The organism is Microbacterium sp. UBA837 (genome assembly GCF_002296025.1).
Lineage (GTDB): Bacteria > Actinomycetota > Actinomycetes > Actinomycetales > Microbacteriaceae > Microbacterium.
Map to the genome: position 1 here is coordinate 1 of NZ_DBHD01000082.1, position 20,595 is coordinate 20,595.

Below are 20,595 nucleotides of genomic sequence, written 5' to 3' on the forward strand. Positions count from 1 at the left end.
GTTCACGTCCCGTCGTCGGCTCCACACGCGCCCCGTCCGGCAGAATGAACCGGTGACGTCCGGCAGAGCAGCGACGGCCCTCGGGCTTCTCGGTACTGCCCTCGTCGGTGCCCTCACCGCCCTTCAGGTGCGAGCTAACGGCCAACTCGGTCACCGCATCGACGACAGCACTCTCGCCGCGGCGTTCTCGTTCGGTTCCGGCCTCGTGCTCATCACCGTCATCGCGGCGTTGACGCCCGCGGGCCGTCGAGGAATCCGCGCGTTACGGGCCGGCATCAGCGCTGGCGGCATCCGGTGGTGGATGCTGGCGGGCGGCCTCGCGGGAGCCTTCACGGTATCCAGCCAGAGCATCACGGCCGGCATCATCGGGGTGTCGCTGTTCACGGTCGGATTCGTCGCCGGCCAGATCGTCTTCGGCATCGTGATCGACCGGGTCGGTTACGGGCCGTCCGGCGTGGTCCCGGTCACGATCCGGCGGGTTATCGGCGGCGCTGTCGCCCTGCTCGCCGTCGGGATCTCGGTGACCGGGGGGAACCTCACTGGGGTGCCCTGGTGGATGCTGATCCTGCCGCTCCTCGCCGGGGGCGGCGTTGCCTGGCAGCAGGCCACGAACGGTCGGCTTCGCGGCGCGACCGGCTCAGCGATAGCTGCTACCGCCGTCAACTTTCTTGGCGGAACGATCGCGCTCGTGCTGATCGCCGCTGTCCACGTGGCGATCGTGGGGTTGCCGGAGCGGTGGCCGAGCGATCCGTGGCCCTATGCGGGCGGCGCGCTGGGGGTCGGGTACATCCTGCTGTCGGCAGCTCTCGTCCGCCGCACGGGCGTGCTGTTGCTCGTGCTTGGCTCGGTGGTCGGCCAGCTGGCGACTGCTCTTGTTCTTGACGCGTTTTGGCCGGCGCCCGCAAGCCCCGGCCTTGGGCACGAGGTGCTGGTGGCTCTCATCGCCGTAGCGTCGGTCGCCATCGTGGTTGTGCCGTGGCCTCACACGCGGCCCGGAGCGCGCGCGTGAGGTGACGGACGCTCAGGACTCTTCGGGCGTGAAGGTCAGGGCGATCGAGTTCATGCAGTACCGGTCGCCGGTGGGCGTGCCGAATCCATCGGGGAACACGTGGCCGAGGTGGGATCCGCACTGGGCGCACCGCACCTCGGTGCGCACCATGCCGTGGCTGCGGTCCTCGATGAGTTCGACAGCCTCGGGGCGAACCGACTCGTAGAAGCTCGGCCACCCGCAGTGCGAGTCGAACTTCGTGCCGCTCTTGAACAGCTCGTTGCCGCACGCAGCGCAGGCGTACAGACCGGCTCGACTCTCGTCGAGCAGTTCACCGGTCCAGGGACGCTCGGTTGCCGCTTCGCGCAAAACCGCGTACTGGTCGGCGCTGAGCTCTGCGCGCCACTCGGACTCGGACTTCTCGGTGCGATAGGACATTGCTCCTCCTCACCACAAGTCAACACGAAGTGGCGACGGACTGTTCCACAATGGGGGCATGGTGTCATCCCCGGATGCGGAGGCCGGCCGTGTCGCGGAACGCTATCGCCGCTTCGCAACGCAGGAGGCGCCGGGGCGCTCTGACGTATATGAGGAATGGGCCAGGGGCGTCGCGGCCGATCCTGACGCGCAGCGCCTGCTCGCACGTATCCCCGAGGGGCGGCGTCAGCCTCCGCTCGTGTTCGCGGTGACCCGGATGCTGGGCGCGACCGAAGGCGGGTATGCAGCCTGGTCGCAGTGGCTGGCGGCGAACATCGACGGCGTGGCGGCGGAGTGCGCTGCGCGCGGTCTGCAGACCAACGAACCGCTGCGATGCGCAGCTCTGCTGCCCGCGCTGAGCCTCATCGACGGCCCGATTGCGCTTCTCGAGGTCGGCGCGAGCGCCGGCCTGTGTCTCTACCCCGATCGCTACTCATACCGGTACGAGAGTGGACAAGACCTCGACCCGGCCGGTGGTCAATCACCTGTCGTGCTTCGAAGCAGCGCCCGGGGTCTGCCGAGTCTGCACCTGCCCGAGGTCGTGTGGCGTGCCGGTATCGACCTGGCGCCGCTGGATGCGGCATCCGAGGCCGACCGTCGCTTCCTGACCTCGCTGGTCTGGCCGGGGGAGGAGGGGCGACGCGAGCGGATCGTCGCGGCGCTCGACGTCGTGCGTGCGGAACCCCCGACGCTCATTTCAGGAGATGCCACCGCCGACGGCCTGCTCGCGCAGCTCGCCGCCGAAGCACCTGGCGACGCCACGCTGGTCGTGACCACCCCGGGCGTGCTTCCCCACATCGCCAGAGCCGGACGCACGCGGGTCTTCGAGCACATAGACGCACTTCGCGCCGCACGCCCCGGTACACACTGGATCTCCATCGATCCGCCCGGGCTCCACGATCGCTGGGGCGCGGATGCCGCGGGCCGGCCCGGCTTCGTCCTGGGTATGGACGAGCGGGCGCTCGCCGTCGTCGACCCACTCGGCGGATGGGTGGAGTGGCGCGCGCCGGATGTCGGTGCTCGCCGATAACCTCTCACCGTGCCCCTGAACGAGCGTGAGCGCGCGATTCTCGACTTCGAGTCGTCGTGTCGGTTGCGAGGCTGGGCGAAAGAAGAACAGATCCGCCAGACGCTCGGCATGTCGCCCGCTCGGTATTACCAGTTGCTGGTTCGGATGCTGGATTCGGTCGATGCGCAGGCATACGATCCGCTGCTGATGGGCCGACTTCGCCGACTCCGCGAGCACGGCCGTGGCAGCAATCGATCCGGTGCGGCCAGTGGCGAGCCTGGCGCCCGCCCGCGCACAGTTTCCCTCGGCGGCATCGGTACGATCGTCTGATGCCGAACTCCGAGTTCCCGCGCGATCGATTCGACGACCTGCCCGAGGATGTCGGTCGAGTCGGTGCACACCGTGCGGAGCAGCCGCACATGCGCGGCGGAGTCGTCTTCTTCTGGGCGGCACTTGCCACTGTCATCCTGATCGCGGTGGGGATCTTCGCGATGTTCGTGGTTTCTGGGCGCATCGTGCTGTTTCCCGAGCCCACTCCCGAGCCCACCCCGACGGTCACCGTGGACCCCGTCGTCGACACGTCCTACTCGGTTCTGATCCTCAACGCGACGCCAGAGACCGGCCTTGCCACGCAGCTGAAAGACCAGCTCATCGCCGCCGGGTGGGTCCCCGACACCGTCCTGGCGGGGCAGGCCGGGACCGACGACTTCCCCGAGACGACGGTCTACTATGCGACGGATGCTGACTACGCCGCGGCGTTGGGGCTCGCTAACGTGATCGGCGGCGCGGCAGTGGCCCAGAGCGACATTTATCAACCGACCGACGACCCCGCAACCGAGGTCGACGAAGGCGCCACGAAGCAGCTCACGATCGTCATCGGCCTCGACCGCACCGCGGCCGGTGCGCCCACTCCCGAGCCCACGGCCTGACCCGCGCGGCCCGCGTGTTTCCGGGCCGTAACAAGGTGAAGACGCGCGTGTCAATACTTCGTCCTACGACCGTTTCGGGTCGATTCCGGTGCATACGATGACGGTGTCCTACCAGCATCAGGAGTACCCATGGCCCAAGGCACCGTCAAGTGGTTCAACGCCGAGAAGGGATACGGCTTCATCACCGTCGATGACGGTCAAGACGTGTTCGTCCACTACTCGAACATCGACATGACCGGTTTCCGCGTTCTCGAAGAGGGACAGAAGGTCGAATTCACCGTCGGGACGGGCCAGAAGGGCCCGCAGGCGGAGTCGGTGCGGGTGGTCTAGCCACCGCGTCGACCAGGTTTCAGAAGAGACGGATGCCGCGGCATCCGTCTCTTCGTCGTCTTCGTCGTGCGCGGCTTGCACTCCCCATGGGCGAGTGCCAGAATGGGTTAGCACTCCAGATCGGTGAGTGCTAAGACCTAGCCCCGTCCGGGAGGGACGACACACATGGCAAAGATGATCGCTTTCGACGAGGAGGCCCGTCGCGGCCTCGAGCGCGGCCTGAACACCCTCGCCGACGCCGTCAAGGTGACGCTCGGCCCCCGCGGCCGCAACGTCGTGCTCGAGAAGAAGTGGGGAGCCCCCACGATCACGAACGACGGCGTTTCGATCGCCAAGGAGATCGAGCTCGAGGACCCGTACGAGAAGATCGGCGCGGAACTCGTCAAGGAAGTCGCCAAGAAGACCGACGACGTCGCCGGTGACGGCACCACGACCGCAACCGTGCTCGCCCAGGCGCTCGTGCGCGAGGGCCTGCGCAACGTCGCGGCCGGCGCCGACCCGATTTCGCTCAAGAAGGGCATCGAGAAGGCCGTCAAGGCTGTCACCGACGAGCTGCTCGCTGGTGCGAAGGAAGTCGAGTCCAAGGAGCAGATCGCCGCTACCGCGTCGATCTCCGCCGCTGACCCCGAGATCGGCGCCCTGATCGCCGAAGCCATCGACAAGGTGGGCAAGGAAGGCGTCGTCACCGTCGAGGAGTCGAACACGTTCGGCACCGAGCTCGAGCTGACCGAAGGTATGCGCTTCGACAAGGGCTACCTGAACCCCTACTTCGTGACCGACCCGGAGCGTCAGGAAGCGGTCTTCGAAGACCCCTACATCCTGATCGCCAACCAGAAGATCTCGAACATCAAGGACCTGCTGCCGATCGTCGACAAGGTGATCCAGGACGGCAAGGAGCTCCTGATCATCGCTGAGGATGTCGAGGGTGAGGCTCTCGCGACCCTCGTGCTCAACAAGATCCGTGGCATCTTCAAGTCGGCTGCCGTCAAGGCTCCCGGCTTCGGCGACCGCCGCAAGGCTCAGCTGCAGGACATCGCGATCCTCACGGGTGGCCAGGTCATCACCGAAGAGGTGGGCCTCAAGCTCGAGAACGCGACCCTGGACCTGCTCGGCCGTGCGCGCAAGGTCATCATCACCAAGGACGAGACCACGATCGTCGAGGGTGCCGGCGACGCCGCGCTCATCGAGGGTCGCGTGACCCAGATCCGTCGCGAGATCGACAACACCGACAGCGACTACGACCGTGAGAAGCTGCAGGAGCGCCTGGCGAAGCTCGCCGGTGGCGTTGCAGTCATCAAGGCCGGAGCGGCTACCGAGGTCGAGCTCAAGGAGCGCAAGCACCGTATCGAGGACGCCGTTCGCAACGCGAAGGCTGCCGTCGAGGAGGGCATCGTCCCCGGTGGTGGCGTCGCGCTCATCCAGGCCGGCACCAAGGCGCTCGGCTCGCTCGAGCTCAGCGGTGACGAGGCAACCGGCGCGAACATCGTCAAGGTCGCCATCGAGGCTCCGCTCAAGCAGATCGCACTCAACGCCGGTCTCGAGCCGGGTGTCGTCGCGAACAAGGTGTCGGAGCTGCCCGCAGGTCACGGCCTGAACGCCGCTACTGGCGAGTACGGCGACCTCTTCGCTCAGGGCATCATCGACCCGGCGAAGGTCACGCGCTCCGCACTGCAGAACGCCGCGTCGATCGCGGGCCTGTTCCTGACGACCGAAGCCGTCGTCGCCGACAAGCCCGAGAAGGCTCCGGCCATGCCCGCCGACCCGTCGGGTGGCATGGACTTCTGAGTCCGGCTGCATTTCACGCCGAAGGCCCCTTCCTTGTGGAGGGGCCTTCGGTCGTTTTCGGTGCGATCAGCGGAACAGGCCGAGGGTCATCTGCTCGGCATCCGCGTACTGGTGTCCTGCCGCTTCCAGGGCGACGCCGATTGCGCTGAGGGCCTCCTCCACCTGAGCGTTGGCTGCGCGCCACTGGTCGATGACGCCGGCGAAGGCAAGAGATGCCGCCCCGGTCCAGTGCGACTGCAGGCCGGTGAGCTGGGCGAGCATGGTGTGCGTTTCTGCGCGGACGCGGTCTGCGGTGGCCCGCACACCTGCCGTTGCGGCAAAAACCGCGTCGCTGTCGACGGAATAGACGGCCACAAGAACCTCCCGGTGTCGTGAGTGTAGGTGACACGCTACGGTCGCGGCTCGCGTGTGCGCGGCGGCGGACTCCCTGTTCACATAGGCCACGGCTGAGCCCCTTTTGGGGAGGAGAACTCGGTGCGCGGTGCTCAGGCCGGGGGGTCGCTCCGCAGATCAGCCGGCAGGCGGTCCAGCGGCTGCGTTTCGAGCAAGGCATGCTCGGCCGGGTCAAGGTGCCTGGCGAGAGGGAATCCGACGCGGAATGTGGCGCCGCCACCGGGAGTGTCCATGACGCGGACCGAGCCGTGGAGCGACTCCACGATGGAAGCGACGATCGACAGCCCGAGTCCGGACCCGCCGGTCTCGCGCGTGCGCGAGTTGTCGGCGCGCCAGAACCGCTGGAAGATCTTGTCTTTGATCTGGTCCGGCACGCCTTCACCGTGGTCGACGATCTCGATCCAACCGGACTGCGCCGCGGCATCCACCCCGATGCGCAGCTCGATGGGAGAGTCGGCGGCGGTGAAACGGCGAGCGTTCCCGATGAGGTTCGTAATCACCTGACGAATGCGGTTCTCTTCGCCGAGCACGATCGGGGGGAGCGCGACAGGCGCCGACGATGACGGCCCGAGGTCCAGTGGCCCGATGACGATCTGCTCGGTGGTCGGCGCGGTGCCGCGCGCATCCCTCGGGCGGCGGCGCAGCAGGATGGAGCCCGCGCGGCTGAAGGCCGACCGTGGCCGTTTGGGTGTCTCAAGGGTGTCGGTTTCGGTCTGTGGCGGCCGCTGTTCGGTCGGCTCGACGATGGTCGTATCGATGACTGCGACCGGCCGCTGGGGAGCGGCAGCGCGCACGTCGAGGGCTGCATCGCGCGCCAGCGGCCGCAGATCGACTGGGGCGAACTGGATGTCTCGGCGTTCATCGAGCCGGGCAAGGGCAAGCAGGTCTTCGACGAGCAGGCCCATGCGCATGGCTTCTTTCTCGATCCGCTCCATCGACTGTGCGACATCCTGGTCGGTGCGGATGGCTCCCATCCGGTACAGCTCGGCATAGCCGCGGACGGTGACCAGCGGCGTCCGCAATTCGTGTGATGCGTCGCCGACGAACCGGCGCATCTGGCGCACCGTGGCATCGCGCTGCGCCAGTGCGGCGTCGATGCGCCCGAGCATGGCGTTGATCGCGGTCTTGAGTCTTCCGACCTCGGTGGCGGGGGCGATGTCGGTCATGCGCTGGCCGAAGTCACCGGCCGCGATCTCCATCGCGGTGTTCTCGACCTGGGTGAGGCTCCGGAACGCGAGGGTGACCAGCAGCCGGATCGCGACGGCGCCGAGCACGATCGTGATCACCGACAGGATGCTGTAGATGCCCAGATAGGTCGCGAGAGTCTGGGTCACTGTCGACATCGGCAAAGCGACCATCTGGGTGTAGAAGATCGAGGTTCCGGGGATCTCCACCGGTGCGACCGCCGCGCGGAAAGTGCTGGTGTCGGACTCGCTCGACAGATCGAACGGCTGTTGTGCCAGCGAGAACGCATCCGCGTAGGGAAGAAACGTCTCCGGGAAGTCCGGCTTGGCGGCGCGCCGTCCGCCGCCGGCCTGAGCGACGTAGTTTCCGTCAGCATCGTAGATGGCGACGAAATACTCGGTCGGTGGGGAGTCGGGGACGACCACTTGGCCGGTAGAGGTGTCGATAGCGAACAAGCCGCCTACCGCACCCGCTAGGTCGCTGACTTGCGTGTCGACGCTCGCCAAGAGTTGGCTCCGCAGGAACACCGTCGTTCCGATGCCGGTGGCGATCAGCCCGAGAGCCAGGATCGACACGGCAACGCCGGTCACCTTGGCGCGCAGGCTGAGGCTGCGCCACCACCCGGTGACGGCGTCGGTCTTGCCGGTCGTGGTGCTCACGCCGACTCCGACGGATGCCTCACGCCGACTTGCCGGCCTTCAGCATGTATCCGAATCCGCGTTTGGTCTGGATGAGCGGCTCGGACGAGTACGGGTCGATCTTGCGGCGCAGGTACGAGATGTAGCTCTCGACGATGCCGGCATCCCCGTTGAAGTCGTATTCCCAGACGTGGTCGAGGATCTGCGACTTCGAAAGCACCCGGTTCGGGTTCAGCATGAGGTAGCGCAGCAGTTTGAACTCGGTCGGGCTGAGGTCGATCGAGACATCGCCGACCGAGACATCGTGGGTGTCCTGATCCATCGTCAGCTCTCCGGCGCGGATGACCGACTCCTCGTCGGTCTGCATCGTGCGGCGCAGGATCGCCTGGATGCGCGCGACGATCTCATCGAGGCTGAAGGGCTTGGTGACATAGTCGTCGCCGCCGGCGTTCAGGCCGGTGATCTTGTCTTCGGTCTCGTCCTTGGCCGTGAGGAACAGGATCGGGGCGGTGTACCCCGCGCCGCGCAGGCGCTTGGTGACGCTGAATCCGTTCATGTCCGGCAGCATGACATCGAGCAGGATGAGGTCGGGTTCCTCCTCGAGGACTGCCGAGATCGTCGAGGCGCCATTGGCGACTGCCTTGACCTGATAGCCGGCGAACTTGAGGCTCGTCATCAGCAGGTCTCGGATGTTCGGCTCGTCGTCGACGACGAGGATGCGGGGTGCGCTCATGCCCCCATTATCGTGATTCCCCTGGTGTGGATGCTGGATATCGCGCGGATCGGCGGTTTCCCCCCTCCCAGGCGTAGGAGGAACCCGCGGCGTAGGACGGTTCAGGTAGGCATCCTCCTACCTCGGCGAGATCGCCTACCTGCGGTAGACGGATGCCGGGCTGTGCAGGTCACGCCGCGAGTTTGTCGGCATCCAGGATCGTGTAGCTGTAGCCCTGTTCGGCGAGGAACCGCTGCCGGTTCTGCGCGAAGTCCTGGTCGACCGTGTCGCGCGCGATGAGCGTGTAGAAGCTGGCAGTATTGCCCGACTGTTTGGGGCGCAGGAGTCGGCCGAGCCGCTGCGCCTCCTCCTGTCGGGACCCGAACGATCCCGACACCTGGATGGCGACGGATGCCTCGGGCAGGTCCACCGAGAAGTTTGCGACCTTCGACACCACGAGCACCGGAATTTTCCCCTCCCGGAAGCCGCGGTAGAGCTCTTCGCGCTCATCGACCGGGGTTGCGCCCGTGATCTGCGGGGCATCCAGCGCCTGCGCGATCTCGTCAATCTGGTCGAGGTACTGACCGATCACGAGGGTCTGTTCGCCGGCGTGCCGTGCCACGAGATCCTTCACGACGCCGATCTTCGCCGGGGCTGTGGCTGCGAGCCGGTACCGCTCGTCATCTGCTGCCGCCGCGTACTCGAGCCGTTCGCCGGCGGGAAGGTCGACGCGCACCTCGTAGCAGGCTGCGGGGGAGATGAAGCCCTGCGACTCGATCTCTTTCCACGGGGCATCGAACCGCTTGGGGCCGATGAGGCTGAACACATCGCCCTCGCGGCCGTCTTCGCGCACGAGCGTCGCCGTGAGGCCCAGCCGTCGACGGGCCTGCAGGTCGGCCGTGAGCTTGAAGACGGGGGCTGGCAGCAGATGGACCTCGTCGTAGACGATGAGACCCCAGTCGAGGGCGTCGAGCAGCGCGAGGTGCGCGTACTGTCCCTTCCGCTTGGCGGTGAGGATCTGGTAGGTCGCGATCGTGACCGGCTTGACCTCTTTGGCCTGCCCCGAATACTCGCCGATCTCTTCGGGCGTGAGGCTCGTGCGCTTGAGCAGCTCGTCGCGCCACTGCCGCGCACTGACGGTATTGGTAACCAGGATCAGCGTTGTCGTCTTGGTGTCGGCCATCGCGCCTGCCCCGACGAGTGTCTTGCCCGCGCCGCAGGGAAGCACAACGACTCCCGACCCTCCGTCGGTGAACGCGTCGACAGCCTGCCGCTGGTAGGGGCGCAGGTGCCAGTCCTGCTCGGCGAGGTCGATCGGATGCGGCGTTCCGGGTGTGTAACCAGCGAAGTCTTCGGCGGGCCAGCCGATCTTCAGCAGCTCCTGTTTGATCTGCCCCCGCGCCCAGGCGTCGATGACGTACGTGTCGGGGGCGGGATGCCCCACCAGCAGTGGCTGGATGCGCTTGTTCTTTGTGACCTCGGCCAGCACCGCAGCATCCGTCGACCGCAGCACGAGCACAGGCTCCTCGGAGTCGTCGACGGTGTCGCGCTCGATCACGAGGCGGCCGTACCGGCCGACCGTTTCGCGGATGTCGATAGCCACCGACGGCGGCACGGGGAAGCGGGTCCACCGGTCGAGGGTGCCCAGCATGTCTTCGGCCGTGTGCCCGGCCGCCCGGGCATTCCACAGGCCGAGCCGCGTGATGCGGTACGTGTGGATGTGCTCGGGAGCGCGCTCGAGTTCGGCGAAGATCGCGAGTTCGTGGCGTGCGGATTCGGCATCCGGATGTGCCACCTCAAGCAGCACTGTCCGGTCGCTTTGCACGATGAGAGGGCCGTCAGCCATAGCGATCCAGTCTACCCGCGAGGTGGTGGGGCGGACGGCTCTCAGGCCGGCGAGACGTTCACGATTGTCGAGATCGGGAGGGTGCGTTCGACATCCGCTCCCCGGTCTCTGCCCCGCAGCCGGCCGCCGCCGAGCCCCGTGGCCTCCAGCGTGAACGTGCGGGTTTCGGCGTCGCTGATCTGCGCCGTGACCACGATGATCGACTTCGTGCGCACCGCCTGCTCAAGCTCGCGCTCCAGCCAAGCGGCGTCGCCGTCGCCGCCCGAGGCGCGGAGCGACCCGATGAGACGCGCGTAGACGTCGCCCGCCGGTTCTGCGGAAGCAGTCTGCGCCGCGGTTCGGCGTCGGAGTGACTCGGGCGCTCCGTGCTCGTCGAGCGCGACGACGGGGTAGCGCGCATCGGCCAGTGCCCAGAACAGGTGATCACGACCGACCCTGCTCACGAGCACATCGCCGTGGCGCACCAGGCCGACGGGGCGCAGGGCCTGGTCGATGACGACGAGATCGAGCAGGTGCGGATCGCTGCTCTCGACGATCGTGTTGGGGCTCGCGGCATCGGAGCGGACTGTGACCGAACCGTGCCGGGAGGCTGTCGTGTCGATGACGTAGTCCAGCGGTTGCGGGATGCCGGTGAGCGACAGCTCGCGCAGGAAGTCGCGGATCGAATCGGCGCTCTCCCCGTCGGTGAGGCCGGCCCCGATCGTCTCAGCCGTGAACCGGTACGTCGAGGCCTGCGCACGGGATTCGCGCCGCGCGATCCTGCGCAGGCGCAGGTCGAGCCGGGGGGCGAGTGGGCCGGGAGCGACAGCGGTCAGGTCCGCCTGCAGGTAGATCCGGTCGATTTCGGCGGGAAGAGCATCGCGCAACGCATCAGTGTCGAGACCTGTGCCCTCGATGAGTCCACGTGACCACGGCGGGACCGTTCCCTCTGCCGCGAGGATGCCCCACCGCTGCGCCGTCTGTCGCAGCGCCGCAGCCCGCGCCGGCCATTCCGGGCTCAACGGGTACGTGCCCGCCCAACCGGCAGGGTCGACGATTCCACCCTGCGGGGTGCGCAGCCCCGCTGGGAGACTCCGACGATAGCCGTCGGCGATCGCCGCCCACCGCGCGACGGTGCCGCCATCCAGCCACTGTTCGCCCGTGGCGGTGACGACGAGCTCCCGCCCGATCGGCGTGAGCAGTCCTGCGGCGAGACCTGCGGCGATCAGATCGTCGAGGTCCTCGGGCGCGCCGATCGCGCCTGACTCAGTGAGGCGCTTGCGGTCTGCAGCGCTAACTGCGCCTGCGCCGGTGAGAGTCAGCGGAACGTGCAGGGCAGCCAACAGCACGTCGGCCAGCGACGCGGATGCCGTGAAGATCCGCTCTGCCGCGCTCGCGGTCTCGGCCGCCGAAGCTGGGACCGGGGCGGGCGACGCGCTCGCGGTCTCGGCCACGTCGGCGGGCGGATCCGCGAGTCCTGAGCCGCTCGCGGCCGCAGCGATCCGCTCCTGCACCGGGGCATAGACCGCGCCGCCGGGCCGGGCCAATCCCCAGGCCACGATGGTCGGGGCGGCGACATCATCCGTGCCCGCGGCGACGAGGGCGGTCAGTTCGCGACGGTCGAGCCGTGCCAGCGCCCGGTCTATCGACGCCGGATCGAGCAGCGCCTCGGCGGCATCGAAGAAGTCGCGCCAGGATGCCGCGGGCGAGACGCCACGCCGGGTGAACAGATCAGCGAGGGCGTTGTCATCGAGCGATGCCAGCCAGGTGGCGAGTGTGCGCTCGTCGCCCGCCATCTATTGGCTCCGGTTCGCCCGCGCCCTTCGCACGAACGTCATGATGAGCACCGTCAGCAACATCGCGAACGCGAGGATCGGTGCGACGTAGACGACGATGCCGACAGCGGGCCACAGCCCGGTGCTGAAGTCGGCGTGCGAGGCGGAGCCGATGAGAATCGCGAAGAACGACAGAACCGAGAGCGCCAGCAGCCCGAGAGACATCGACGCGAGCACGCGGTCGATCGTGCGAACCGGGAGGTCGCTGCCAGGGCTTCGCGTGCTCATCCGCCCCAGACTACTCCGTCGCGGTGCTCTAGGCTTAACCGGGGATCGATCGGTCCCTGCGTCACTCCTGCCGCCCAACCGCGGCGCCGTTCAGAACGAGGTTTCCCATGCCCACCGGCAAGGTCAGGTTCTACGACGAGGAAAAGGGCTTCGGCTTCATCTCCTCCGACGAAGGACAGGATGTCTTCCTTCATGCCACCGCGCTGCCCGCTGGGGCCACGGTGAAGGCTGGCACGCGCCTCGAATTCGGTATCGCCGACGGAAAGCGCGGCCCGCAAGCGTTGTCGGTGCGGGTGCTTGAGGCGCCCGCCAGTCTCGCCAAGCGCTCCCGCAAGCCCGCCGACGACATGGCGATCATCATCGAGGATCTCGTGAAGCTGCTCGATGGTGTCGGTGGGGACCTGCGGCGCGGTCGTTACCCGAGCAGCGCACACGGTGCGAAGGTCGCCGCCGTGCTGCGCAAGGTGGCCGATGAGCTCGACGCCTGATCCGGCGCTGCTTGCCGCACACGACCTCGCTCTCGCGGCACTGCACGAGATCACTCCGGCGGCTACCGTGGGCCCGACTGCCGGGTACGCCGTGGAGTCGGACGGCGTCGTCTCGCTGCGGTTCGAGACGACCCTGCGCGGGTATCCCGGGTGGTTCTGGACGGTGAGTGTCGCCCGGGTCGGCGAGGAAGAGCCCACTGTGCTCGAGGCTGAGCTTCTGCCCGGCGAGGATGCGCTGCTCGCGCCGGAATGGGTGCCGTGGGCGGTGCGTCTGGCTGACTACCAGGCAGCTCAGGCGGCGTTGGCAGCAGAGGCGGCATCCAGTGACGAGGATGACGACTCCGACGAGGCTGACGGAGACGAGGGCGACGACGAAGACGACGACCTCGATGACGTTGATGATCTGGATGCCGACGACTTCGACGAGGACGGGTCGCGGCTCTTGCACAGCGGCGACGTCGACGGTGTCGACATCGATGAGCTCGACGAGGACGCTGAGGAAGACGGCGCTGAGGACGACGCTGACGACGAAGCCACCGACGTCGACCCGGACGACAGTGACCCCGACGAGGACTAGAGCCGCTCGGCGGTGTACTCGATCGCCCCGATGAGCCGGCGCACGTCGTCCTCGTCGATAGAGACGAACGTCGCGATGCGCAACTGGTTGCGTCCGAGCTTGCGGTACGGCTCGGTGTCGACGATGCCGTTCTCGCGCAGGCTCTTGGCGATGGCTGCGGCATCCACGCTTTCGTCGAAGTCGATTGTGACGACGACAGGTGAGCGGTCAGCGGGGTTCGTGACGAACGGGGTCGTGTAGGCGGTCGCCTCGGCCCACGCGTACAGGGCCGCCGAGGTGGCTGCAGTCTTGGCTCCGGCCCAGGCGAGTCCGCCGTTGTCGAGGATCCAGCGCACCTGCTCATCGAGCATGAGGAGGGTGGCTACCGCCGGAGTGTTGAGTGTCTGGTTCAACCGGGAGTTGTCGATCGCGTTCTTCAGGCTCAAGAACTCGGGGATGTAACGGTCGGATGCCGCGATCCGCTCGATCCGCTCGATTGCCGCAGGCGAGACGAGGGCATACCAGAGCCCACCGTCGGAACCGAGGTTCTTCTGCGGGGCGAAGTAGTAGACGTCGGCCTGGGTGGCGTCGAAGTCGATACCGCCGGCCGCGCTGGTGGCATCGATGACCGTCAGCGCACCAGGGTCTGCGGTGACGCGAGTGACGGGAGCTGAGACGCCCGTCGAAGTCTCGTTGTGCGGCCAGGCGTAGACATCCACGCCCTCGACCGGTTCGGCGGTCCCGCCGGTGCCCGGCTCGCTCTTGCGGACATCCGGTGCCTCGAGCCACGGGGCTTTCGCGGCCGCGGCGAACTTCGAACCGAACTCCCCGAACGCGAGGTGCTGGCTGCGACGCTCGATGAGGCCGAACGCTGCAGCATCCCAGAACGCCGTCGAACCGCCGTTGCCGAGGATGATCTCGTAACCTTCCGGCGCGCGCAGCAGATCGGCCAGACCCTCGCGGGTGCTCGCGACGAGGTTCTTGATGGGGGCCTGGCGGTGCGACGTTCCGAGGAGCGATGCCCCGCGCGTGACGAGAGCTTCGAGCTGAGCGCCACGGACCTTGGAGGGTCCGCAGCCGAATCGGCCGTCGACGGGAAGCAGTTCGCGGGGCAACTCGACCATGTCCCGATTCTAGGGTTGCGCCGAGGACGGCCCGGACCGGGGGCCGGGGAAAAGGCTAGGCTCGTCTTACCCCCACGAGGATGCAGACACGAGGATCCCGCATGACAGATCTCATCGATACGACGGAGATGTACCTTCGCACCATCCTCGAGCTCGAAGAAGAGAACATCACTCCGCTTCGGGCGCGGATCTCGGAGCGGCTCGGCCACTCGGGTCCGACGGTTTCGCAGACGGTGGGACGCATGGAGCGCGATGGCCTGGTCGTCGTCACCGAGGATCGGAGCCTCGAGCTCACCGACCTCGGGCGCCAGAAGGCCATCGATGTCATGCGCAAGCACCGCCTGGCTGAGCGGCTGCTTTCCGACGTGATCGGACTCGATTGGGCGTACGTGCACGATGAGGCCTGCCGGTGGGAGCACGTCATGAGCGAGCAGGTCGAGCGCCGGCTCGTCGAGCTGCTCGATCACCCCACCGAGTCGCCCTACGGGAACCCGATTCCGGGGCTCGATCAGCTCGGTGATGTTCCGGCGCTGACGTTCGAATCCGGTGTGGTGGGGCTCGTTCGCAAGCTCGATGCCGCCGGCGAGCCGATCACGGGAACAATCCGTCGGCTTGCCGAGCCCGCTCAGGTCGATCCCGAGTTGCTGCAGCAGCTCAAGGGCGCCGGGGTGCTGCCCGGGGCTCACGGAAGCTATCGCTACAACGAGGGGTACGTCCTTGTTGAGATGGATGGCGCGGATGAGGGTCTCGAACTGCCGGTCGAGGTCGCGGGACATATCTTCCTCGTCGACGACCGCGTGTGATGAGGGAGCGGGAGGGGCGGCATCCGTTCCTCCACACCGCGCGATGAGGGGTTATCTCCGGCCGTCAGCGTGACATGTTCGTTACCTTCGGGTAGCCTCGTACAGTCCGAGCGAGTCCAGCACGACCTCGGACCCCGATCGAATTGCCTCGCGGCTCGTCATTCGAACGGTGAACCCGTGATCGAGCGGAGCGCAGCTTCCGCACCGAAACGTGACGAGCCGGCGCTCCGGCGCAGAGGCGCCGGAGGACTTAGTTGGCTGAAGATAACGATTCGACCCCGGTGGATGCCGCGGGCCCGTCGACCAGAAAAACCTCGCGTCTCGCTCGGATCCGTCGCGGCGCGGTGGACAAGCCCGCAGCCAAGCCCGCACCCGCAGCATCCGTTGCCCGCCCCGCCGTTCGAAAGGGCACCAAGGCCAGCCCGCGTGGTCCGGTGCGTAACATCGCAACCCTCGTGATCGTCGGCGGCCTCGTGGCCACTGTCGCCCTCCCGGCATACGCGTCCTTTCAGCAGCCCGATGAATCGGTGACCCTGCAGCAGGTTGCCGAGGGCGACGCGCAGTCGATCGTGATCGCGTCGGATGCGGCGACGACCGACCTCAACCGCGAGAGCTACTCGGCCACCACTCCCGAAGAGATCGAGAAGAAGAAGGCTGAAGAGGCTGCGGCCGCTGCGGCTCGTGCGGCTGCTTCGCTCGCGTCCAGCAGTTCCGCATCGGTCAACATCAACATGGTGGCCCCGGGGTCCGGGGCCGTGCGCTGGCCCGTGGCGAGCTTCCACAGCGACTGGGCGATCAACGGGTTCCGCACACCCACGCGTCCGAACCACAACGGCCTCGACATGCTCAACTCGGGCGGAACGCCGATCTTCGCGGCAGCCGACGGAGTCGTGCGTGTCGCGCAGGACGGCCTCGGCGGCTACGGGAACGCTGTCGTGATCGACTCGGTCATCGGTGGTCAGGTGGTCACGACTCTGTACGCGCACATGATCTGGGGAAGCCGCACCGTGGGCGCCGGACAGACCGTGTCGGCCGGCCAGATGATCGGTCTCATGGGTCAGACCGGATCTGCCACGACCACCAACCTGCACTTCGAGGTGCGAGTCGGCGGTGCGCTCGTCGACCCCATGGCGTGGCTGAACGCCAACGCCGGCTGAGCGCCGGTTTCGTTCCTCGACACGCCACGTTCCGTTCACCCTCGTTGACCTTCGGGTGTCGTGAGGTGCATTAGCCTTATCGCGACGTGTAAGAGAACGGGAGAGAGTCCGATGGGCAGCACACCGCGCAGCCGAACCACGGTTGCACTGGGGCGCCTCGTCCTTCGGCATCATGTTCTCGGACACCGCAGCTGTGCTGTGGTTCCAGGGCGCTGTCTGTAGAGACAGCGCCTTTTTTCATGCCTTGCGCGCTCTGATCACGTCGAACGTCGAAGAATCCCGGGAAGCCGTCTCGGGCCGTTCGAGAGGACAGCAATGCGCACTCTGGTGTTGAATGCGGGCTACGAACCGCTGGCCGTCGTGTCGTTCAAGCGGGCGCTCGTGCTCGTCATGAACGACAAAGCCACCGTCATCGAGCACATCCCGGAGGATCCGGTCTGGGGTACGGACGGGGCGCACGATCGGCCCGCGGTGATCCTGCTCAGCCGCTACGTTCGGGTTCCTGGCGGACGCACCATCCCGGTGACCCGTCGCGGGGTTCTTCGCCGAGACGCGCATCGCTGCGGATACTGCGGCAGATCGGCATCCACGATCGACCACATCCTGCCGCGCTCTCGGGGTGGCGCTGACTCGTGGGAGAACCTCGTGGCGTGCTGCCTGAAGTGCAACAACCTCAAGAGTGACCGCACGCCGCAGGAGATGGGTTGGGAGCTGCGCCTGACGCCGGGAGCGCCGCGCGGAGCGCAGTGGACGGTGCGCGGCACCGATCGCACCGACCCGTCGTGGGAGCCCTATCTCGCGCTTGCTGCCTGACTCTTACGCGGGTGGCTCCAGGACGCCGAGCCAACGGCGCAGAATCGGCTCGAGTGTTTCGGCATCCGTCCCCAGCTCCTCGATGATGCGGTGCTCGCCGGCCATGTGCGCGGTAAAGGCTTCGTCGATGAGGGCGAGTCCGGCATCCGTCAGGCCAATGAGCCTGCCGCGCGCGTCGGATGCTTCGGGGCGGCGTTCGACGAGCCCACGGGCGATGAGGCGATCGACGCGTTTGGTGAGGCCGCCGCTGGTGACCATCGTGTGGTCGGCAAGCTCACCGGCCCGCCGCTGGTAGGGCGCGCCTGCGCGGCGCAGGGTCGCGAGGATGTCGAACTCCGCGTAGCTGAGGTCGAAGCTTGCGTAGACCTCGTCGAGACGGCGGTCCAGGAGCAGTCCGATGCGGTGGAGGCGCCCGATGACGCCCTGGGGGAACGTGTCGATGTCGGGGCGCTCGCGGCGCCATTCGGCCTGGATCTGCGTGACGCGGTCGGGGGCGGCATCCATGGATCCACGATAGGGGAATAAATCTTCCACGGAAGCTATTGTTAGCTTCCGTGGAAGATAAATCCGTGAGGTGGCTCTTGCTCACCGCGATCGCCCCGATCGCCTGGGGCAGCACGTACTTCGTGACGCGGCAGTTCCTGCCCGCCGATGCTCCGCTGTGGGGTGCGCTGTTTCGTGCCCTGCCGGCGGGACTGATCCTGTTGCTGATCTCGCGCCGCCTCCCGCACGGGGTGTGGTGGTGGCGTGCCGCGGTGCTCGGCATCCTGAACGTCGGCGGCTTCTTCGTCCTCGTCTACATCGCCGGGCAGCGCCTGCCCTCGAGCGTCGCGGCGACGGTGATGTCGGCGTCAGCTGCCGCCATGATGCTGCTGGCCTGGTTGCTTCGCCGCCAGCGTCCACGCGTGCTCGCGGCGATCGGTGCGGGGATCGGGCTCCTCGGTGTCGCGCTGCTAGTTGGTGTCGGCGGCGAGCCCGTCGACGGATGGGGGCTCGGTGCCGCGTTCGCCGGGATGCTCTCGTCATCGCTCGGGTTCGTGCTGACGGGGCGGTGGGGCAACGAGATTCCGGGGCTCACGATGGCGTCGTGGCAGTTGACGATGGGTGGCCTCATGCTGCTGCCCGTCGCGCTCGTCGTGGACGGTCCGCCTCCCGCGCTCACCCCGACCTCACTCATCGGGTTCGCCTACCTCTCGCTCGTGTCCACGGCGCTTGCCTTCACCGTCTGGTTCGCGGGGCTGCGGCGCCTCCCAGCCGCGACCGTCGGCCTTGTCGGACTGCTCAACCCCGTGACCGGCGTGGCACTGGGCGTCTTCCTCGCGGGGGAGTCGTTCGGTCTTGCGCAGGTGGCGGGGCTTGGCCTCGTGCTCACCGGGATCGTGCTGGGTGCGGTCGTGCCCCGCCGGGCGCGCTCTCGGGAGGGGATGGCTCCTCGGGAGGGCGCGGATGCGGCATCCACCCTCCCGAGTGACCAGACCCTCCCGAATGCGCAGACGGGGGTGTCGGTTGTCGACGGATTCCTGCCAGTCCAGGATGCGCCGCCTCCCGTGTCGGCGCGGCGTGGTGGGATGGAGGCATGACGCGCGCGCTCGTGGTGATCGATATGCAGCGGGGGTTTGATGACCTGGACTTCTGGGGACCCACGGCCAATCCCGACTGTGAGGCGAATGTCGCCCGGTTGATCGAGGCGTTCGCGGGGGAGCCGGTGGTGGTTGTGCGGCACGACTCTCGGCATCCTGATTCGCCGCTGCATCCGTCCAACCCCGGCAACGCGCTCGTCGATGCCGTGGCGACCGTGGATGCCGCGGTGCTGGTGACCAAGGACGTGAACTCCGCGTTCTATGGCGACCCTGACCTCCACGCCTGGCTGCAGGAGCGGGGGATCGGCGAGCTGGTGCTGTGCGGCATCCAGACCAACATGTGCGTCGAGACCACCGCGCGGATGGCGGGGAACCTCGGCTATGACGTGACCGTCGTGCTGGATGCGACGCGTACCTTCGACCTGGAAGAAGAGATCCCGGGGCTCGGTGTCGTACGCCGGTCGGCGGCTGAGCTCATGGCCGGCACCGCACTGGTGCTGCAGGGTGGCGGCTTTGCGCGCATCGCCACGACCGATGAGATCGTCCCGGCCTGAGGTCTGAACCTTCAACCCCGCCTCCAGGGTTAGAACAAAGTATCTATTCTTTCGAGTTCTGTCGGGCGACATGGCTGAGCTCCCGTGTCGGATGCCCCGCGTATGGTGCTCTCATCGCATTGACGCATTAGAACATGCGTTCTAATCTGTGGGAGTGAGGGCGATCATGGGAGCACAGCGCGCGGAGGCCATCGCCGACGTCCGTGACCGGCTGGCCGAGGTGCATCGCCTCCGCGCGAAGGTCGAGCAGGTGCAGGGTCGATCCCTGGATGCTCCGGCCTTGCCGGCCTATCCGGCGCTGTCGCGACTCCTTCCCGGTGGCGGCTTGCGACCCGGGTCGGTGTACACGCTTGCTCCGGGTTCGGCATCCGTCTCGCTCCTGCTCGCCCTGCTCGCGCCGCCTTCGCAGGCGGGCTCCTGGTGCGGGGTCGTCGGGATGCCGCACCTGGGCGCCGAGGCCGCCGAGCGGCTCGGGGTGGATCTGTCGCGGCTCGTGATGATTCCCGACCCGGGCTCGCGGTGGCTCGCGGTGGCGGCGACGGTCGCCGAGGTTCTGCCCGTGGTTGCGGTGCGCCCGCCGGGGCGGGTGTCGGATGCCGATGCCGCCCGATTCGCGGCACGCCTGCGCGATCGAGATGGTGTGCTGCTCGTGCAGGGCCCGTGGCCGCAGGCCGAAGCGTCGCTGTCGGTGAGCGACCCGGGCTGGAGCGGGCTCGGTCGCGGGCACGGATATCTGGATGCGCGAGAGGTCACCGTCACAGTGGCAAGTCGGCGGCTGTCGACCCCCCGACGAGGACCCGTGCTGCTCCCGGCTCCTGGAGGGGTGGTCGACGCTGCTCGAGGGACTTCTCCCGCAGTGCGCGGCGCAAGTGAGCGGGAGGCGTTGTCGGTTCGGGAGGTCTTGTCAGTTCGGGAAGCCCTATCTGTTAGGGAAGCCCTATCTGTTCGGGAAGCCCTATCTGTCCGGGAAGCCGGGTGACATGCCTGCCGACTCATCCCTGCGGGCTCCGACGCGAAGCCTCGTGGTCTGGATGCCGGACTGGCCGGTCGTCGCCCTGACCCGAGACGGGCCGCATCCGCTCGACCCTGCCGACCCGATCGCCGTGATCGAGAAGAATCTCGTTGTCGCCTGTTCTGCCGCGGCACGGCGTGACGGGGTACGCCGGGGATTGCGTCGGCGTGATGC

23 protein-coding genes and 1 pseudogene are annotated in these 20,595 nt (G+C 67.4%); 15 read left to right on the forward strand and 9 right to left on the reverse strand.

Features of this window, described 5'->3' with window-relative positions:
- The first annotated feature begins 52 nt into the window (after positions 1-52).
- The gene (locus B3587_RS06010) at positions 53-1,009 is read left to right on the forward strand and encodes a DMT family transporter (protein ID WP_292727167.1); all 957 of its coding nucleotides are present in this window, start codon (positions 53-55) and stop codon (positions 1,007-1,009) included.
- A gap of 12 nt (positions 1,010-1,021) precedes the next feature.
- Here the strand turns inward: B3587_RS06010 and msrB are convergent, their stop codons facing one another.
- Positions 1,022-1,426 carry a peptide-methionine (R)-S-oxide reductase MsrB gene (gene msrB / locus B3587_RS06015; RefSeq protein ID WP_292727169.1) on the reverse strand — a complete coding sequence of 135 codons (405 nt, stop codon included), beginning with the start codon at positions 1,424-1,426 and terminating at the stop codon, positions 1,022-1,024.
- A 58-nt stretch (positions 1,427-1,484) separates the two neighbouring features.
- Between msrB and B3587_RS06020 the strand changes: the two genes are divergently transcribed.
- The 5 genes from B3587_RS06020 (at position 1,485) to groL (ending at position 5,518) form a co-directional block, all read left to right on the forward strand.
- On the forward strand, positions 1,485-2,495 hold the full coding sequence (locus B3587_RS06020; RefSeq protein WP_292727171.1) for a DUF2332 domain-containing protein: 1,011 nt from the start codon (positions 1,485-1,487) through the stop codon (positions 2,493-2,495).
- A 9-nt stretch (positions 2,496-2,504) separates the two neighbouring features.
- Positions 2,505-2,804: a DUF3263 domain-containing protein gene (locus tag B3587_RS06025; RefSeq protein ID WP_228176857.1), complete on the forward strand. Its 300-nt coding sequence runs from the start codon at positions 2,505-2,507 to the stop codon at positions 2,802-2,804.
- On the forward strand, positions 2,804-3,403 hold the full coding sequence (locus B3587_RS06030) for a LytR C-terminal domain-containing protein (protein ID WP_292727173.1): 600 nt from the start codon (positions 2,804-2,806) through the stop codon (positions 3,401-3,403). The genes B3587_RS06025 and B3587_RS06030 overlap by 1 nt, the downstream gene beginning before the upstream one ends.
- A gap of 129 nt (positions 3,404-3,532) precedes the next feature.
- Entirely contained in the window at positions 3,533-3,733 is a 201-nt protein-coding gene (locus B3587_RS06035) for a cold-shock protein (RefSeq protein WP_228176859.1), read from the forward strand.
- A gap of 165 nt (positions 3,734-3,898) precedes the next feature.
- On the forward strand, positions 3,899-5,518 hold the full coding sequence (groL, locus tag B3587_RS06040) for a chaperonin GroEL (protein WP_228176860.1): 1,620 nt from the start codon (positions 3,899-3,901) through the stop codon (positions 5,516-5,518).
- Positions 5,519-5,584: 66 nt separating this feature from the next.
- Here the strand turns inward: groL and B3587_RS06045 are convergent, their stop codons facing one another.
- From B3587_RS06045 to B3587_RS06070, 6 genes are all read right to left on the reverse strand, one after another.
- Positions 5,585-5,872: a WXG100 family type VII secretion target gene (locus tag B3587_RS06045; protein WP_228176861.1), complete on the reverse strand. Its 288-nt coding sequence runs from the start codon at positions 5,870-5,872 to the stop codon at positions 5,585-5,587.
- A gap of 131 nt (positions 5,873-6,003) precedes the next feature.
- Positions 6,004-7,755 (reverse strand): sensor histidine kinase, encoded by a 1,752-nt coding sequence (locus B3587_RS06050; protein WP_292727176.1) that lies wholly within the window; start codon positions 7,753-7,755, stop codon positions 6,004-6,006.
- A 19-nt stretch (positions 7,756-7,774) separates the two neighbouring features.
- Positions 7,775-8,467 carry a response regulator transcription factor gene (locus B3587_RS06055; RefSeq protein ID WP_228176863.1) on the reverse strand — a complete coding sequence of 231 codons (693 nt, stop codon included), beginning with the start codon at positions 8,465-8,467 and terminating at the stop codon, positions 7,775-7,777.
- 169 nt (positions 8,468-8,636) lie between these two features.
- Positions 8,637-10,292, reverse strand: coding sequence for a DNA repair helicase XPB (locus B3587_RS06060; protein WP_292727178.1), 1,656 nt, complete (start codon positions 10,290-10,292; stop codon positions 8,637-8,639).
- Between the two features lie 41 nt (positions 10,293-10,333).
- Positions 10,334-12,067, reverse strand: coding sequence for a helicase-associated domain-containing protein (locus B3587_RS06065; RefSeq protein WP_292727179.1), 1,734 nt, complete (start codon positions 12,065-12,067; stop codon positions 10,334-10,336).
- Positions 12,068-12,334: a multidrug ABC transporter ATPase gene (locus B3587_RS06070; protein ID WP_228176866.1), complete on the reverse strand. Its 267-nt coding sequence runs from the start codon at positions 12,332-12,334 to the stop codon at positions 12,068-12,070.
- Between the two features lie 107 nt (positions 12,335-12,441).
- On the opposite strand from B3587_RS06070, the gene B3587_RS06075 reads away from it, so the two are divergent.
- The gene (locus tag B3587_RS06075) at positions 12,442-12,822 is read left to right on the forward strand and encodes a cold-shock protein (RefSeq protein WP_228176867.1); all 381 of its coding nucleotides are present in this window, start codon (positions 12,442-12,444) and stop codon (positions 12,820-12,822) included.
- Positions 12,806-13,399, forward strand: coding sequence for a DUF3027 domain-containing protein (locus B3587_RS06080; RefSeq protein WP_292727181.1), 594 nt, complete (start codon positions 12,806-12,808; stop codon positions 13,397-13,399). Before B3587_RS06075 ends, B3587_RS06080 begins: the two co-directional genes overlap by 17 nt.
- Here B3587_RS06080 and serC read toward each other — a convergent pair.
- Positions 13,396-14,502, reverse strand: a complete 1,107-nt coding sequence (gene serC / locus B3587_RS06085) for a phosphoserine transaminase (RefSeq protein WP_292727183.1) — start codon at positions 14,500-14,502, stop codon at positions 13,396-13,398. The two genes, B3587_RS06080 and serC, sit on opposite strands and share 4 nt — an antisense overlap.
- 101 nt (positions 14,503-14,603) lie before the next feature.
- On the opposite strand from serC, the gene B3587_RS06090 reads away from it, so the two are divergent.
- The 3 genes from B3587_RS06090 (at position 14,604) to B3587_RS06100 (ending at position 17,275) form a co-directional block, all read left to right on the forward strand.
- Positions 14,604-15,305: a metal-dependent transcriptional regulator gene (locus B3587_RS06090; RefSeq protein WP_228176870.1), complete on the forward strand. Its 702-nt coding sequence runs from the start codon at positions 14,604-14,606 to the stop codon at positions 15,303-15,305.
- Positions 15,306-15,559: 254 nt separating this feature from the next.
- Positions 15,560-16,462 (forward strand): M23 family metallopeptidase, encoded by a 903-nt coding sequence (locus B3587_RS06095; RefSeq protein ID WP_292727185.1) that lies wholly within the window; start codon positions 15,560-15,562, stop codon positions 16,460-16,462.
- Between the two features lie 315 nt (positions 16,463-16,777).
- Entirely contained in the window at positions 16,778-17,275 is a 498-nt protein-coding gene (locus B3587_RS06100; RefSeq protein ID WP_228176872.1) for an HNH endonuclease, read from the forward strand.
- Positions 17,276-17,278: 3 nt separating this feature from the next.
- Here B3587_RS06100 and B3587_RS06105 read toward each other — a convergent pair whose 3' ends face one another.
- Entirely contained in the window at positions 17,279-17,779 is a 501-nt protein-coding gene (locus B3587_RS06105; protein ID WP_292727187.1) for a MarR family winged helix-turn-helix transcriptional regulator, read from the reverse strand.
- 65 nt (positions 17,780-17,844) lie between these two features.
- Here B3587_RS06105 and B3587_RS06110 point away from each other — a divergent pair, with 65 nt between their 5' ends.
- The 4 genes and pseudogenes from B3587_RS06110 to B3587_RS06125 all read left to right on the forward strand — a co-directional run.
- A complete protein-coding gene (locus tag B3587_RS06110) occupies positions 17,845-18,855 on the forward strand; it encodes a DMT family transporter (RefSeq protein WP_292727189.1) in 1,011 nt (336 codons plus the stop codon).
- Positions 18,852-19,409, forward strand: coding sequence for a cysteine hydrolase family protein (locus tag B3587_RS06115; RefSeq protein WP_292709081.1), 558 nt, complete (start codon positions 18,852-18,854; stop codon positions 19,407-19,409). The genes B3587_RS06110 and B3587_RS06115 overlap by 4 nt, the downstream gene beginning before the upstream one ends.
- A gap of 166 nt (positions 19,410-19,575) precedes the next feature.
- Positions 19,576-20,388, forward strand: a complete 813-nt coding sequence (locus B3587_RS06120) for a hypothetical protein (RefSeq protein ID WP_292727191.1) — start codon at positions 19,576-19,578, stop codon at positions 20,386-20,388.
- 1 nt (position 20,389) lies between these two features.
- Positions 20,390-20,595, forward strand: a pseudogene (locus B3587_RS06125) (DNA polymerase Y family protein); the annotation flags it as partial.

Excerpts from the sequence above, each read along its gene's own strand:
- B3587_RS06100 (WP_228176872.1), top strand. The coding sequence starts at position 16,778 with ATGCGCACTCTGGTGTTGAATGCGGGCTACGAACCGCTGGCCGTCGTG.
- B3587_RS06020 (WP_292727171.1), top strand. The coding sequence starts at position 1,485 with ATGGTGTCATCCCCGGATGCGGAGGCCGGCCGTGTCGCGGAACGCTAT.
- B3587_RS06055 (WP_228176863.1), bottom strand. The coding sequence starts at position 8,467 with ATGAGCGCACCCCGCATCCTCGTCGTCGACGACGAGCCGAACATCCGA.
- B3587_RS06115 (WP_292709081.1), top strand. The coding sequence starts at position 18,852 with ATGACGCGCGCGCTCGTGGTGATCGATATGCAGCGGGGGTTTGATGAC.
- B3587_RS06065 (WP_292727179.1), bottom strand. The coding sequence starts at position 12,067 with ATGGCGGGCGACGAGCGCACACTCGCCACCTGGCTGGCATCGCTCGAT.
- groL (WP_228176860.1), top strand. The coding sequence starts at position 3,899 with ATGGCAAAGATGATCGCTTTCGACGAGGAGGCCCGTCGCGGCCTCGAG.
- B3587_RS06090 (WP_228176870.1), top strand. The coding sequence starts at position 14,604 with ATGACAGATCTCATCGATACGACGGAGATGTACCTTCGCACCATCCTC.
- B3587_RS06080 (WP_292727181.1), top strand. The coding sequence starts at position 12,806 with ATGAGCTCGACGCCTGATCCGGCGCTGCTTGCCGCACACGACCTCGCT.
- msrB (WP_292727169.1), bottom strand. The coding sequence starts at position 1,426 with ATGTCCTATCGCACCGAGAAGTCCGAGTCCGAGTGGCGCGCAGAGCTC.
- B3587_RS06120 (WP_292727191.1), top strand. The coding sequence starts at position 19,576 with ATGGGAGCACAGCGCGCGGAGGCCATCGCCGACGTCCGTGACCGGCTG.
- B3587_RS06075 (WP_228176867.1), top strand. The coding sequence starts at position 12,442 with ATGCCCACCGGCAAGGTCAGGTTCTACGACGAGGAAAAGGGCTTCGGC.
- B3587_RS06070 (WP_228176866.1), bottom strand. The coding sequence starts at position 12,334 with ATGAGCACGCGAAGCCCTGGCAGCGACCTCCCGGTTCGCACGATCGAC.
- B3587_RS06060 (WP_292727178.1), bottom strand. The coding sequence starts at position 10,292 with ATGGCTGACGGCCCTCTCATCGTGCAAAGCGACCGGACAGTGCTGCTT.
- B3587_RS06035 (WP_228176859.1), top strand. The coding sequence starts at position 3,533 with ATGGCCCAAGGCACCGTCAAGTGGTTCAACGCCGAGAAGGGATACGGC.
- B3587_RS06105 (WP_292727187.1), bottom strand. The coding sequence starts at position 17,779 with ATGGATGCCGCCCCCGACCGCGTCACGCAGATCCAGGCCGAATGGCGC.
- B3587_RS06030 (WP_292727173.1), top strand. The coding sequence starts at position 2,804 with ATGCCGAACTCCGAGTTCCCGCGCGATCGATTCGACGACCTGCCCGAG.
- serC (WP_292727183.1), bottom strand. The coding sequence starts at position 14,502 with ATGGTCGAGTTGCCCCGCGAACTGCTTCCCGTCGACGGCCGATTCGGC.